The organism is Williamsia sp., from assembly GCF_036566845.1.
GTDB lineage: Bacteria > Actinomycetota > Actinomycetes > Mycobacteriales > Mycobacteriaceae > Williamsia.
In genome coordinates this window covers 42,790-56,835 of the sequence record NZ_DATCVM010000254.1, presented here as the reverse complement: position 1 = coordinate 56,835, position 14,046 = coordinate 42,790, and the positions used below count along the sequence as shown (strand labels likewise).

Below are 14,046 nucleotides of genomic sequence, written 5' to 3'. Positions count from 1 at the left end.
ATGCTGCCAATTGTCCGCGCGCGTCCACGATCAGGGCGTTCGGAATCCGTCATTTCGCAAAGAATTTTCAACATGTTTACATCGAATTCCGAGAATTATCGGACGTGCCTCTGCAGGCTGTTCCCCGGTCCTACAAGGGATCGATGTGCTCTATTCTGCTCAGCAGTGTGGGGAACTTGCCGGTGGCGGAGGGGGATTCGTGATACCTCATCTATCGATGCGTTACGCCAACCAAGGGAAAATAGACATTGTGAAGTGTGCTCTTGTAACTCTTATGGTGATTCTGTGTGGCGCACAGTTCGTTGCAGCCGGACCCGCGAATGCCGAGCCCGGGGAAATTCCGCCGGGCGGAACCCAGGGCGCCGCGGATGGTTCACACATCGTCAGCTCGGCCGTCGGGCCCGATGGCGTTGTGGACGTGGTTGTCCATTCGGCGGCGATGTCTTCTGACATGGCGGTGAAGGTGCTCCCGGCGGCGGACCGGTCGAGTCCGGTTCCGACCACCTATCTGCTCAACGGCGCTGCGGGCGGCAAAGGTGGGAGCAGTTGGTTCGACCGGACCGATATCACGAGCTTCTTCGCAGGCGAGGACGTGAACGTCGTGGTCCCGATGGGCGGCGCCGCCAGCTACTTCACCGACTGGAGACACGACGATCCGACGCTGGGCCGACAGAAATGGGCGACATTTCTGACCGAGGAGTTGCCGCCGCTGATGGATTCGGAATTCAACGGCAACGGTCGCAACGCCATCGCCGGGATCTCGATGGCAGGAACCTCGGTGTTCCAATTGGTACTGCGGGCACCGGACCTCTACCGGGCCGTCGGCGCCTACAGCGGTTGCGCGATGACCAGCGACCCCGAGGGGCAGGCGTTCGTCCGGCTCACCGTCGAGGGGCGTGGCGGTGGCAACACGGTGAACATGTGGGGGCCTCCCACTGATCCCGAATGGGTGCGAAATGACCCGTACGTCAATGCCGAGAAACTCCGGGGCAAAGCGATTTATTTGTCGAACGGGACCGGTCTGCCAGGTGAATATGATGTCCTGGACGGACCGGGTATCAACGGTGACGTTCCCAAGCTCGCGGACCAGGTCGCCGTTGGCGCTGTGATCGAGACCGCCACGAATCGGTGTTCTGTCCGAATGCGGGACCGACTGCAGCAGTTGAGAATTCCAGCCACCATCGATCTCGGTGACCCGGGCACACATAGTTGGGCGTACTGGCAGGACGACCTCCACGAGTCGTGGCCGTTGTTCCGCTCGGCACTGGCCGGGTGAGCCCCGTGCTCCCCATGTCCTGATCCGGGTCGAATCGCACTCCCCGGGGGTGGCATGGGCCGGCGGGTATCCACAGTTTCGTTTTTCTTCCACAGGTGGGTGGTGTTGGGGTGGGTTTTCCTGTTGGCGTGTGGGTGTTTCTGGTCATTGTTGGGGCATGAATCAGCCGGGGGATCAGTCGGGGCAGGGTGGTGCGAGGCGGTCGCGTCGTGAGGTCGGGCAGTTGGGGGAGGATCTGGCTGTTCGATTTCTGGAGGATGCGGGTTGGGTTGTTGTGGAGCGTAATTGGCGTTGTCGGTATGGCGAGTTGGATGTGATCGCTGTTGATGGTGTGGCGTTGGTGGTGGTGGAGGTCAAGGCTCGGACGGGCGCGTTGTTCAGTGATGTCGCCGAGGCGGTGTCGTTCGAGAAGTACAAGAGGATGCGCCGGCTGGCGGGGTTGTGGTTGCGGGAGCAGGATCGCCGCTGGCCGGTGGTGCGATTTGATGTGGTTGCGGTGCAGCTGAATTCGTCAGGGGAGCCGACGTTCTCGCATCTGCGGGGGGTGTTCTGAGATGAAGCTGGGGCGGGTGCGGTCGGTGGCCATCAGTGGTGTCGAGGGGATCGTGGTGGAGATCGAGGCGTCGATCGGGCAGGGATTGCCGGGAGTACATCTGGTGGGTTTGGGGGATGCGGCGTTGAAGGAGGCCAAGGATCGGGTGCGGGCTGCGATCACGAATACCGCGTCGGTGAGCAAAGGTGCCGATGGTGAGTCAGGTGGCGATGCCGAGAAGTGGCCGGAGGGGCGGATCACGTTGGCGTTGTCGCCGGCGACGTTGCCGAAAGCCGGTTCGATTTTTGATCTCGGGCTTGCGCTTGCGGTGTTGGCTGCGAACTCCGACAAGCCGTCGGGGTTGTTGGAGAAGTCGGTGTTCATCGGGGAGTTGGCTCTTGATGGGCGGTTGCGGCCGGTGCGCGGTGTGTTGCCGGCGGTGGTGGCGGCGCGCAAGGCGGGGTTCGCGAACGTGGTTGTGCCGCTGCCGAATGTTGCGGAGGCGGCTTTGGTGTCCGGGATCGACGTCGGTGGTGCGTCGCATCTGAGGGAGGTGCTGGGGTGGTTGCGTGGCGTGAATGTGCTGGACACGGTGTGCGAGGTGGTGGAGCGGGCGCCGGTGCCGCTGTCTCCGGATCTGTCCGATGTGGTGGGCCAGGATGAGGCGCGGTATGCGATGGAGATCGCGGCTGCCGGTGCGCATCATCTGTTGCTGACGGGGCCGCCGGGGATCGGGAAGACGATGCTGGCGCGTCGGTTGCCGGGGATCCTGCCGCCGTTGGGGGAATCGGAGGCGTTGGAGGTCACGGCGATTCATTCGATTGCCGGCGGGTTGCCGGAGCACCATCCGTTGGTGACGGAGGCGCCGTTCATCGCGCCGCATCATTCGACGACGGTGACGGCGATGATCGGTGGGGGCACCGGCATGGCCAAACCGGGTGCGGTGTCCCGGGCGCATCGCGGCGTCCTGTTTCTGGACGAGTGCGCGGAACTGGGGGTCAAGGTCCTCGAGACATTGCGAACGCCCTTGGAGGACGGCGAGGTCCGGGTGGCCCGCCGCGACGGGGTCGCGCGGTTCCCGGCTCGATTTCAGCTGGTACTCGCCGCGAACCCCTGTCCATGCGCACCGGCCAACGATGTGGATTGTGTGTGTTCGCCAACCGCTCGCCGACGATATCTGGGCAAATTGTCCGGACCACTGATGGATCGGGTGGACATCCGGGTCCGGATGGATCCACCCGGCAACGCGGCACTGACCGCCGGCGCTGCCGAGTCGAGTGCCGAGGTCCGCGAGCGGGTGATCGCCGCGCGGTCGGCCGCCCGGGAACGCTGGAGCGGTCAAGGCTGGCAGACCAACTCGGAGGTGCCGGGTTCGGTACTGCGGCGCGGGCACTTTCGCCTGCCGCCCGGGGTGACGCGGCCGATCGAACTCTTCATGCGCGATGGGCGCATCACGGCTCGCGGGGCGGACAGGGCATTGAGATTGGCCTGGACACTCGCCGATTTGTCCGGCAATGGGGAACCGGTGGAAGACCATGTGGCGCAAGCGCTGATGTTTCGCGACCGCGGATACAACTGAGGGGGAGTAGTGGTCGACGAAGACGAACGGCGTGCCTGGGCGTACCTTGCCGGCGTTGCCGAACCGCCCTGCGCGGCTCTGCGGACACTGATCACAGAAGTGGGTATCACCGAGGCGGCGAGGGCCGTCGCCGGCCGATCGATGCCGTCCGGACACGCCGAGGTGCTGAGAGCGACCGAAGCCCGCCACGGCGTGAACACCTCTGCCGAAGACCTGGATGCGGCGGCGCGCGTGGGAGGACGGTTGGTGACACCAGATGACGACGAGTGGCCGGGTTGGCAACTGCTGGCGCTGAGCAAGGCCGATACATCCGCCAAAGGCGGCGAACCGCTGGCGCTGTGGATGCGCGGGCCCGTGCAATTCGACCAGGCCGTCGACCGATCGATCGCGATCGTGGGCTCACGCGCGGCGTCGGGGTACGGCGAACATGTCACCGCGACCATCTCGAGCGGTCTGGTCGCCGAGAACTGGTCTGTGGTCTCCGGTGGTGCATATGGCATCGACGGTGTGGCACATCGCAATGTTCTTGCGTCCGGCGGTGTCACGGTCGCGGTACTGGCGTGCGGTATCGACCGCGACTATCCGTCAGGACATGCGAGGTTGTTGTCCGAGATCGCCCGCACCGGACTGGTGGTGAGCGAGTACGCACCCGGGACCACCGCGGCAAAACACAGATTCCTGACGCGGAACCGGTTGGTGGCCGCGCTGTCGTCGGCGGTGGTTGTTGTCGAAGCCGGCCAACGGAGCGGAGCCGCGAACACCGCCGCCTGGGCGCGCAAACTCGGGACCCCGCTGGGGGCGGTTCCTGGCCCGGTCACCTCGGCGACATCGGTGGGTTGCCATCGAATGATCGCCGACGGGGTCGCGCATCTGGTCACCGACTCTGCTGACATCCTGCGCCTCGCCCGGCCCGGCGGTGAGGATGTTCAGCGGTCCACCGGATCACGAGAACGTCCGACCGACAACCTCGATGCGAATCAACTGCGGGTCTACGACACGGTTCCGGCGACAGGCACGCTCACGATCGGTGAGATCTCGTTCGCCTGTGGACTCGAGTTGCGTCAGGTGCGCTCGGCGCTTGCGGTCCTCGAGGCCCGCGGGATGCTCAGTACCGATGGATCGGGTTGGAGTCTGGCGCGTGGCCGGTAACCCGCCGACCTCACGGAGTGCGGGGAACGCCGGTCACTTTCCCGATGATGATGTCGGAGAGTCTGGTCGGCAGCAATCCGACCAGCGGTGCCTGGATCTTGTTCGCAGTTCCCACCACGTAGCGGGCGCGCGGACGCTTGTCCGTCAGCGCGGACTCGATCGAGGCCGCAACCAGATCGGCCGGGACCGCGGCCTTCTGCGACAACGCAATCGTCTTGCGATAACCGTTGATGTGCTTCGAGTACAGGCCGAGTTGCGACTCGGAGAGTGCGGTGGTGCTGGCGTCGAGGGTGGACTCGGCGTCGCGCCAGATGTCCGTGTCGGTCTGGCCGGGTTCCACGAGGACTACCGGAATCTTCCACGGCCGCAATTCGATTCGAAGGGCGTCCGCCATCCCCTCCAAGGCGAACTTGGACGCGTTGTACGCCCCCGTCATCGGCGTCGCGATCCGACCGCTGACCGACGACACGAAGATCACCCGGCCCTTCGAGCGTCGCAGGAGTGGCAACACGGCCTGCGTCACCGCGAGCTGCCCGACCACGTTCACCTCCAGCTGATGACGCAACTGTTCGGGTGTGATGGTCTCCACAGGTCCACCGACAACGATCCCGGCATTGTTGACCACCGCGTCGAGACGGTCGGGCAGCGCATCTGTCGCGGCGCGTATGTGTTCGGCGTCGGTGATGTCGAGGATGACCGGGGAGATTCGATCGGGTGCGGCGGCTTTCAGCTCGTCGCCCACAGCGGCATCACGCACGCCGGCGATCACATCCCATCCCGCTGATGCCAACCGCAGGGACGTGGACCGGCCGATACCGCGGGATGCTCCGGTGATCAAAATCGTTGGCATCCGACCACGCTATCGGCTCGCGAGCGAATTGCACACGACTTAGGGTCCCCTATATTCGGGTACGGTGGACCGGGTGGCCGGAGCCGGCGCTGAGAAAGATGCCGGCCCGCAGCCGCATCGACGAGAGGACTCACACGTGGCCAGGCGAGAAAACACGATGACGGTTCGGCGGACCGAACAGCTCACACCCCACTTGGTGCGGGTGTACCTCGGTGATCCCGGGTTCGACGACTTCCAGGCAAACGACGACACCGACATGTACATCAAGTTCATGTTCCCGGAAGAGGAAGCGGCGGCCGCCAAACCGCGCGGGCTGCAACGGGTCCGGGCCAAGCTCCGCGGCGACGAACCGACCATCCTGCGCACGTACACGGTGCGGCGGGTCGATCACGCGGCACGTGAGATCGCGGTGGACTTCGTTGTTCACGGTGACCAGGGCATCGCCGGGCCCTGGGCGGCCGCGGCGCAACCTGGCGAAGAGATCCGATTTGTGGGCCCCGGTAGCGGGTACCGCCCCAAGACCGACGTCGACTGGCATTTGCTGGCTGCCGACGAGGCGGGACTTCCCGCGGTGGCCGCGGCACTCGAGGCCATGCCCGACGGCACAGTTGTGAAGGCGTTCATCGAGGTCGGGGGGCCCGAAGACGAGGTCGATCTGGTTGCCCCCGACACCGCCGAGATCGTCTGGCTGCATCGCGGTGTCAGTTCAGATGCGATCACCGACGAATTCGGTGGGGCCAACGCCCCGATCGTCGCGGCCGTCCGGGCCACCGAATGGCTGCCGGGTTCAGTGCAGGTGTTCATCCACGGTGAAGCCGAAGTGGTGATGCAGAATCTGCGCGGATACATCCGCAAAGAGCGCGGCGTTCCGGCGGCCAACGCATCGATCAGTGGCTACTGGCGACGCGGCCACACCGAAGAGGGCTTCCGTCAGTGGAAAGCCGGTCAGCGCACGCTGGAGGAATCCCGATGATGTGTTGTTTTGGCGAGCATATTCCCGAGTGGGCGTAACCAAAACAACACATTATCGGGTCTGGGGGTGTGGCGGCTTGCAGTCCTGGACGCAGGTCGATTGTCTGAGCGGGTGAGCACATCGATCATCGACGAGTACGAGAGCTACCTGCGCCTCGAATGTGGACACAGTGAGCACACCGTTCGCGCCTACATCGGTGACATCCGCTCGCTGATCAGCTTTGCCGGGGTGCGAGGTCAGGGTCCCTCGGATATCGACCTGGCCACCTTGCGAGCGTGGCTGGCCGCCCACAGCAAAGGCGGCGCGGCCCGGACAACCATTGCGCGGCAGGCCTCGTCGGCCAAGCGGTTCACGGGCTGGGCCACGCGCGAAGGCATCCTCGCCGCCGACCCCGGCACCCGATTGCAGGCACCGAACGCGCACCGCACGCTGCCGGGTGTGCTCAGTGCCGATCAGGCGAAGATCGCCTTGACGCCGGCTGCGCCCGACCACGATCCCGACGATCCGATCGCGCAGCGCAATCAGCTCATCGTCGAACTACTGTATGCCACCGGTATCCGGGTCGGTGAACTCTGCGGCCTCGACATCGACGACGTCGACCGCTCGCGAAATGTGTTGCGGGTCATCGGTAAAGGCAACAAAGAACGGACGGTACCGTTCGGTACCCCGGCGGCCGCGGCCATCGACCGGTGGCTGGGGAGCGGTCGGCCGGTGCTGGCTCAGCTCAAATCCGGTCACGCCCTCCTGCTCGGCGCCAAGGGCGGGCGACTCGATCAGCGAATGGCGCGGACCGTTGTACACGGGGTGCTGTCGGCCTCACCCGACGCACCCGATCTGGGACCCCACGGCCTGCGCCACAGCGCTGCGACCCACCTGCTCGAAGGCGGTGCCGACCTTCGGGTCGTGCAGGAACTGCTCGGGCACGCCAGCCTGGCGACCACCCAGCTCTACACCCACGTCAGCGTCGAACGTCTGCGACGAGTCCACGACCAGGCACATCCTCGGGCGTGACGCCGGTCGCGGCCGCCGCGTGGTCATCGATCGCCCGCTTGTAGTGGTTTGAGGCGGACGCGTACCAAGCCGAGCAATGCCAGGGGATCGATGTACACGGCCGATGCACCGGCACCGCGGCGGGCACCCCAATGCAGGCAGGCGCCGGGGCAGCCGATGTGGCCGGCGTCGAGCACGCCGATCGGCGATCCGCGAATGACGGGCGTCCCGGCCCGGACCGAGGCGGTCACGGGCTCATAGGTGGTCAGTAACCCGTCCGGATGCCGAATGGACACCACCGGTTTTCCGCCGACCTGGCCCGCGTAGTGGACGACGCCGTCACCGGCCGATCTGACAACCGCGCCGACGCCGGCGGCGAGGTCGACCCCCCGATGCCCGGCGAGCCACCGTTGCGCGGGCGGTTCGAATCGACGCACCACAGACGGCACCGGCGACAGCGGCCAGCTGAACGCCTGATCGGTGCCGGGCGCGGGTAGGGCACCGGCAGCCGGGGTCCAGGGTGCCGAGAGGATCGAGACGATGACTGCGGCGGCGACAAGGACGGTTGTCGCCCGGTGAAATGCCCGTCCCGAGGTCATGTCGACGATGGTGGTGTCAACTAGGGGATCAGTCCAGGTCGGTGACCTGTTTGTGGAGAACCTGACCGGTCATCCACAGTTCGGCCGAAGGGCTTGACGGGCGCCCATGACTGAGGTGGCGACACGATTTCGCCTGTGAGGCCCACGCGCGTAGACTCATATGGCGCTCTCGCCTCGGCGGGAGTGACTTCGCGCGCCTGCGGTCGGCCAACGTCAGTTCGTCCGACACGGGGTGTGGGCAGTCCTTCTTTCGAGAAGGTTCCACACCTGACAGGTGCCAGGGTCGGCAACCAACCCGGATGCCGACGTCAACTGCACATGAAAGTGAACACATGGCTGTCGTAACCATGAAGCAGCTGCTGGACAGCGGCGCTCATTTCGGGCATCAGACCCGTCGTTGGAATCCGAAGATGAAGCGATTCATCTTCACCGATCGCAACGGCATCTACATCATCGACCTGCAGCAGACGCTGACCTACATCGACAAGGCGTACGAGTTCGTCAAGGAGACGGTTGCCCACGGCGGCTCCATCCTGTTTGTCGGTACCAAGAAGCAGGCTCAGGAATCCATCGCCGCAGAGGCCACCCGCGTCGGCATGCCGTACGTGAACCAGCGCTGGCTCGGCGGCATGCTGACCAACTTCTCGACCGTCCACAAGCGCCTGCTGCGCCTGAAGGACCTCGAGGCAATGGAACAGACCGGCGGCTTCGAAGGACGCACCAAGAAGGAAATCCTCATGCTCACGCGTGAGATGACCAAGCTTGATCGCACCCTCGGCGGTATCCGCGACATGGCCAAGGTTCCGTCGGCCATCTGGGTCGTCGACACCAACAAGGAGCACCTCGCGGTCTCCGAGGCTCGCAAGCTGAACATCCCGGTCATCGCGATCCTGGACACCAACTGCGATCCCGACCTCGTCGACTACCCGATCCCGGGCAACGACGACGCCATCCGTTCCGCTGCTCTTCTGACCCACGTCATCGCTGCCGCGGTTGCCGAGGGTGTGCAGGCACGCGCCGGGCAGAGCTCGTCCGATGCCAAGCCGGAGAACGCAGCCGGAGAGCCCCTCGCCGAGTGGGAGCAGGAATTGCTGACGGAGGCCACCGCACCCGCCGAGGCTCCTGCCGCAGAGGCACCGGCAGCAGAGGCTCCGGCCGCTGAGGCCGAAACCCCCGCACAGGCCTGATTTCCTTCTGGCTCAACCACTTCTGAGAAACACTCGACTACAGGAGGCTCGCCCACCCATGGCGAACTACACCGCCGCTGACGTCAAGCGGCTCCGCGAACTCACCGGTTCGGGAATGCTCGATTGCAAAAATGCTCTGGCATCTAACGATGGCGATTTCGACAAGGCCGTCGAAGAGTTGCGGATCAAGGGCGCCAAGGACGTCGGCAAGCGCGCCGAGCGGTCCACCGCCGAAGGTCTGATCGCCGCCAAAGACGGCGCGATGATCGAGATCAACTCAGAGACCGACTTCGTGGCGAAGAACGAAGAGTTCCAGGCCCTCGCGGCTCAGGTTCTCGATGCTGCAGTCGCTGCGAAGACGTCCGACGTGGAGGTCCTCAAGGCCGCCAAGGTCGGCGACAGTACGGTCGACGAGCTCGTCCAGGCACTCGCTGCCAAGATCGGCGAGAAGCTGGTCCTGCGTCGCGTTGCCTTCCACGAGGGCAAGGTTGCCTCGTACCTGCACAAGCGCGCGTCTGATCTGCCGCCGTCCGTTGGTGTCCTGGTCGAGTACACCGGCGACACCGACGCTGCAGCGGAGGCCGCTCGCGGCGCTGCGATGCAGGTCGCTGCGTTGCGTGCCAAGTACGCCACCCGCGACGAGGTCCCCGAGGAGGTTGTCGCTTCCGAGCGTCACATCGCCGAGCAGACCGCTCGTGAGGAGGGCAAGCCCGAGGCTGCGCTCCCCAAGATCGTCGAAGGTCGCGTCAACGGGTTCTACAAGGACGTTGTCCTCGTAGACCAGGCGTCGGTCACCGAGTCGAAGAAGACGGTCAAGGCTGTTCTCGAGGAAGCGGGCGCACAAGTAGTGTCGTTCACCCGTTTCGAGGTCGGACAGGCCTGATTTTTGTGCAAGGAACCCCGTGCGAATCCTCTGATTCGCCGGGGTTCTTTTGTGCAACGGTCTCGATACGATCGAGCCCGACGCAGATCACCCAGATGCATCGCAGCGTGGCGGGCGTGAGAATTGGCCCGAGGAACACCGGCACAACGAAGGGACTCCCCACATGACCGAGAACAGCGCGCCAACCCGCACCGGATTCAAGCGCGTGCTTCTCAAGCTCGGTGGTGAGATGTTCGGCGGCGGAAAGGTCGGGCTCGATCCCGACGTCGTCTCCACGGTCGCCGACCAGATCGCCGAGGTGGTCAACTCGGGTGTCGAGGTGGCCGTGGTCATCGGTGGCGGAAATTTCTTCCGCGGCGCAGAACTGCAGCAGCGTGGCCTCGACCGGTCCCGCTCGGACTACATGGGCATGCTCGGTACGGTCATGAATTGCCTTGCACTGCAAGACTTCTTGGAAAAGCGCGGAATCGTGACGCGTGTGCAGACCGCCATCACCATGGGCCAGGTCGCCGAACCCTACATTCCGCTGCGAGCGCAGCGGCATCTGGAAAAGGGCCGCGTCGTCATCTTCGGTGCCGGCATGGGCATGCCGTACTTCTCCACCGACACCACCGCAGCCCAGCGCGCACTCGAGATCCAGGCCGAGGTCGTCCTGATGGCCAAGGGCGTCGACGGCGTCTACTCGGCCGACCCGCGCGTCGATCCCGACGCCACCCTGTTCCGTGAGATCAGCCATCGCGAGGTCCTCGAGAAGGGCCTCAAGGTCGCCGATGCCACGGCATTCAGCCTCTGCATGGACAACCAGATGCCGATCCTGGTTTTCAACCTGCTCGAGCAGGGCAACATTGCCAGAGCGGTAGCAGGTGAGAAGATCGGAACACTGGTCACCACCTGACCGGTAGCCACACCCCGGACGCCACACACACCGACAACGGAGGACACCATGATCGACGACGCGCTACTAGACGCCGAGGAAAGAATGGAAAAGGCCGTCAGTGTCGCGCGGGACGATATGGGCTCAGTCCGTACGGGCCGCGCCAACCCGGCGATGTTCAACCGGGTCATGATCGATTACTACGGTTCCCCGACACCGGTCACCCAGGTGGCCTCCATCAACACCACCGAGGCGCGCATGGTGGTGATCAAGCCCTATGAGGCCAGCTCGCTGGGACCGATCGAGACCGCCATCCGCAACTCCGACCTCGGCGTCAATCCGACCAATGACGGAAACATCATCCGGATCTCGATCCCGCAGCTGACCGAGGAGCGTCGCCGCGAGCTCGTCAAGCAGGTCAAGTCGAAGGGCGAAGACGCCAAGGTCTCCATCCGCAACGTGCGGCGCAAAGCGGTCGATGAGCTCAAACGCATCCAGAAAGACGGCGAGGCAGGTGAAGATGAGGTGGGTCGCGCGGAGAAGGATCTCGACAAGACCACCGCGTCGTACGTCGCCCAGATCGACGATCTGGTGAAGCACAAAGAAGCCGAACTACTCGAGGTCTGAGTCATCGTCGACAACACATCTCAGGTGGTGACCAAAGGAGCAGTGCAACAGGTGACCGACACAGATCGGCCGCAGGGCACACCGGATCCGAAGCCCAAGGGATCCACCTCCCGAGCGGGACGAAACCTGCCTGCCGCGATCGGGGTGGGCGGCACACTCGGTGTGGGCCTCATCCTGATCCTCAGCTTTGTGCCCGAGGTCTGGTTTCCGGTGGTGGCCGTGGCGATCGGTGTCGCGAGCTGGGAAGTCACCAAGCGATTCCGCGAGAGCGGAATCAAGGTCGCGCTGGTTCCGATCCTGCTCGGCGGCCAGGCCATCATGTGGGTCAGCTGGCCGTGGGGTGTCACCGCGTCGATCGTGGCCCTGGCCGCGACCGTGCTGGTCTCGATGATCTGGAAGCTGTTGGCCCAAGGGCTGCAGTCGGCGCCCGAGAACTACCTGCAGGACCTGGCCGGCACCACTCTGGTGCTCTGCTGGCTGCCCCTGATGGGCGCTTTCGGCGCGTCGATGGTACTCGAGGACAACGGCGCCGCACGGGTGTTCACGCTGATGATCGTGGTCGTGTGCTCCGACGTGGGCGGCTACGTCTTCGGCGTCACGTTCGGCAAACATCCGATGGCGCCGGCGATCAGTCCCAAGAAGTCCTGGGAGGGAATGGTCGGCTCACTGATCTTCGGTGTTGTCGGTTCGATCCTGACCGTGATGTTCGTCGTCGACGCGCAGTGGTGGATCGGCCTGATCCTCGGTCCGGTCCTGGTCGTCTGCGCCACCCTCGGCGACCTCGTCGAATCGCAGGTCAAACGGGACCTCAAGATCAAGGACATGGGAACGCTGCTGCCCGGACACGGGGGCATCATGGATCGCCTCGATTCCCTCTTGCCCTCCGCGTTTGTGGTGTGGGCGATCCTGGGCGCTCTGCTCTGACCCCCTACTTCTGCGCCTTGTTGACCGCCCGGCGAACCTGGTACATCCGGAGACTGCCGACGAGTCCGGTGATCACCGCACCGAGAATGGCCGCGATCAGCAGACTGACACCGAGTGGCAGATCGACGGTCCAGAACAGCAGGTGAATGCTCTGGCTGTCGACGTTCTGCACGATGAAGATCAGCAATAGCAGCGTGATGATCGCACCGGCGATCAAACCGACCCACAAGGCACGGGTTCGGGTGTGCTTCACGTCCTCGAGGGCCTGGCGATTGAGTTCATCGCGATGATCGGCGACCGGGACGTCTTCCGCGGCGGGGTGGTTGCCTTGCGGCGCCTGATTGGGTGGCAGGTAGTCACCGGTCGGTTCCTGCGGGTATCCCTCTGGCGGTTGCGTCATGCAACCATGGTGCTCTCACAACCGGCCGACGACAATCACAGTTGCGAAATTGGCATCTCCGGCCGATCTACGTCACGCTTTGAGGATGACTGTTCCGATTCCGCTGGTGTTCGACGCGCCCAAACGCGGCAAACCTCCGCAGCACCTGGCGGATCTGGACGCCGCAGGCCGCGTCGAGGCCGTTGCCAAGCTCGGCCTGCCGAAGTTCCGCGCCGACCAGTTGGCCCGCCAGTACTACACCCGGCTCAACGCCGATCCGGCGGAGATGACCGATCTACCTGCAGCAATGCGGGAGTCGGTGGGCCAAGCGCTGTTCCCGCAGCTGATGACCGTGGTCCGGCACATCGCCTGCGACGACAACACCACCCGCAAGACGCTGTGGCGGCTGCACGACGGGACGCTCCTCGAATCGGTGCTGATGCGCTACACCGACCGCACCACACTCTGTATCTCGAGTCAGGCCGGCTGCGGTATGGCGTGTCCCTTCTGTGCCACCGGGCAAGGTGGACTGGACCGCAACCTGTCGACCGCCGAGATCGTCGATCAGGTCCGGTCGGCGGCCCGCGCGATGCGCGACGGCGAGCTGGGTGAGCCCGGACGCCTGTCGAATGTGGTGTTCATGGGCATGGGTGAGCCGCTGGCCAACTACAAGCGCGTGATCGATGCGGTCCGCAAGATCACGTCACCGGCACCCGAGGGACTGGGCATCTCTCAGCGTTCGGTGACGGTCTCGACGGTGGGTCTGGCGCCGGCGATCCGGCGGATGGCCGATGAGGGCCTGACCGTCACATTGGCCGTCTCGCTGCACACTCCGGACGACGAACTGCGGGACACGCTGGTACCCGTGAACAACCGGTGGTCGGTGAAGGAAGTGCTCGACGCCGCCCGCTACTACGCGGACAACACCGGTCGCCGGGTCTCGATCGAATACGCCCTCATCCGCGATATCAACGATCAGCCGTGGCGTGCGGACCTGCTCGGTGAGAAGCTGCGCAAGGCTCTCGGACCGCTGGTTCACGTGAACCTGATCCCGCTCAATCCGACACCGGGGTCGAAGTGGGATGCCAGCCCGAAGCCCGCCGAGCGAGAGTTCGTGCGGCGGGTCATCGCGCAGGGTGTGTCGTGCACGGTCCGGGACACCCGCGGGCAGGAGATCGCCGCGGCCTGCGGGCAGTTGGCGGCCGAGGAGAAGTAGCGTCGGGC

General features: G+C 64.8%; 15 protein-coding genes. 12 read left to right on the top strand and 3 right to left on the bottom strand.

The window, feature by feature from the left end; translation table 11 throughout:
- The first annotated feature begins 274 nt into the window (after positions 1-274).
- From VIQ49_RS24620 to dprA, 4 genes are all read left to right on the top strand, one after another.
- Positions 275-1,276, top strand: coding sequence for an alpha/beta hydrolase family protein (locus VIQ49_RS24620; protein WP_331889214.1), 1,002 nt, complete (start codon positions 275-277; stop codon positions 1,274-1,276).
- Positions 1,277-1,433: 157 nt separating this feature from the next.
- Positions 1,434-1,829: a YraN family protein gene (locus VIQ49_RS24615; RefSeq protein ID WP_331889213.1), complete on the top strand. Its 396-nt coding sequence runs from the start codon at positions 1,434-1,436 to the stop codon at positions 1,827-1,829.
- A 1-nt stretch (position 1,830) separates the two neighbouring features.
- Positions 1,831-3,387, top strand: a complete 1,557-nt coding sequence (locus VIQ49_RS24610) for a YifB family Mg chelatase-like AAA ATPase (protein WP_331889212.1) — start codon at positions 1,831-1,833, stop codon at positions 3,385-3,387.
- 9 nt (positions 3,388-3,396) lie between these two features.
- A complete protein-coding gene (dprA, locus tag VIQ49_RS24605; protein WP_331889211.1) occupies positions 3,397-4,536 on the top strand; it encodes a DNA-processing protein DprA in 1,140 nt (379 codons plus the stop codon).
- A gap of 10 nt (positions 4,537-4,546) precedes the next feature.
- Here dprA and VIQ49_RS24600 read toward each other — a convergent pair whose 3' ends face one another.
- Entirely contained in the window at positions 4,547-5,386 is an 840-nt protein-coding gene (locus tag VIQ49_RS24600; protein WP_331889210.1) for an SDR family oxidoreductase, read from the bottom strand.
- Between the two features lie 136 nt (positions 5,387-5,522).
- On the opposite strand from VIQ49_RS24600, the gene VIQ49_RS24595 reads away from it, so the two are divergent.
- Together VIQ49_RS24595 and VIQ49_RS24590 are read left to right on the top strand one after the other, a co-directional pair.
- Positions 5,523-6,359, top strand: a complete 837-nt coding sequence (locus tag VIQ49_RS24595) for a siderophore-interacting protein (RefSeq protein WP_331889209.1) — start codon at positions 5,523-5,525, stop codon at positions 6,357-6,359.
- Between the two features lie 99 nt (positions 6,360-6,458).
- Positions 6,459-7,370: a tyrosine recombinase XerC gene (locus VIQ49_RS24590; protein ID WP_414731715.1), complete on the top strand. Its 912-nt coding sequence runs from the start codon at positions 6,459-6,461 to the stop codon at positions 7,368-7,370.
- Positions 7,371-7,393: 23 nt separating this feature from the next.
- Here the strand turns inward: VIQ49_RS24590 and VIQ49_RS24585 are convergent, their stop codons facing one another.
- Complete coding sequence (locus VIQ49_RS24585) at positions 7,394-7,948, bottom strand: M23 family metallopeptidase (RefSeq protein WP_331889207.1); 555 nt, start codon at positions 7,946-7,948, stop codon at positions 7,394-7,396.
- Positions 7,949-8,280: 332 nt separating this feature from the next.
- Here VIQ49_RS24585 and rpsB point away from each other — a divergent pair, with 332 nt between their 5' ends.
- The 5 genes from rpsB (at position 8,281) to VIQ49_RS24560 (ending at position 12,443) form a co-directional block, all read left to right on the top strand.
- The gene (rpsB, locus tag VIQ49_RS24580) at positions 8,281-9,135 is read left to right on the top strand and encodes a 30S ribosomal protein S2 (RefSeq protein WP_331889206.1); all 855 of its coding nucleotides are present in this window, start codon (positions 8,281-8,283) and stop codon (positions 9,133-9,135) included.
- A gap of 58 nt (positions 9,136-9,193) precedes the next feature.
- The gene (gene tsf, locus VIQ49_RS24575) at positions 9,194-10,018 is read left to right on the top strand and encodes a translation elongation factor Ts (RefSeq protein WP_331889205.1); all 825 of its coding nucleotides are present in this window, start codon (positions 9,194-9,196) and stop codon (positions 10,016-10,018) included.
- A gap of 163 nt (positions 10,019-10,181) precedes the next feature.
- Positions 10,182-10,913: a UMP kinase gene (pyrH, locus tag VIQ49_RS24570; protein WP_331889204.1), complete on the top strand. Its 732-nt coding sequence runs from the start codon at positions 10,182-10,184 to the stop codon at positions 10,911-10,913.
- Between the two features lie 48 nt (positions 10,914-10,961).
- Entirely contained in the window at positions 10,962-11,519 is a 558-nt protein-coding gene (frr, locus tag VIQ49_RS24565) for a ribosome recycling factor (protein ID WP_331889203.1), read from the top strand.
- 51 nt (positions 11,520-11,570) lie between these two features.
- Positions 11,571-12,443, top strand: a complete 873-nt coding sequence (locus VIQ49_RS24560) for a phosphatidate cytidylyltransferase (RefSeq protein WP_331889202.1) — start codon at positions 11,571-11,573, stop codon at positions 12,441-12,443.
- A gap of 4 nt (positions 12,444-12,447) precedes the next feature.
- On the opposite strand, the gene VIQ49_RS24555 is transcribed toward VIQ49_RS24560, so the two are convergent.
- Positions 12,448-12,843 (bottom strand): LapA family protein, encoded by a 396-nt coding sequence (locus VIQ49_RS24555; RefSeq protein ID WP_331889201.1) that lies wholly within the window; start codon positions 12,841-12,843, stop codon positions 12,448-12,450.
- Between the two features lie 85 nt (positions 12,844-12,928).
- Between VIQ49_RS24555 and rlmN the strand changes: the two genes are divergently transcribed.
- Positions 12,929-14,038 carry a 23S rRNA (adenine(2503)-C(2))-methyltransferase RlmN gene (gene rlmN, locus VIQ49_RS24550; protein WP_331889200.1) on the top strand — a complete coding sequence of 370 codons (1,110 nt, stop codon included), beginning with the start codon at positions 12,929-12,931 and terminating at the stop codon, positions 14,036-14,038.
- The last annotated feature ends 8 nt before the right edge of the window (positions 14,039-14,046 follow it).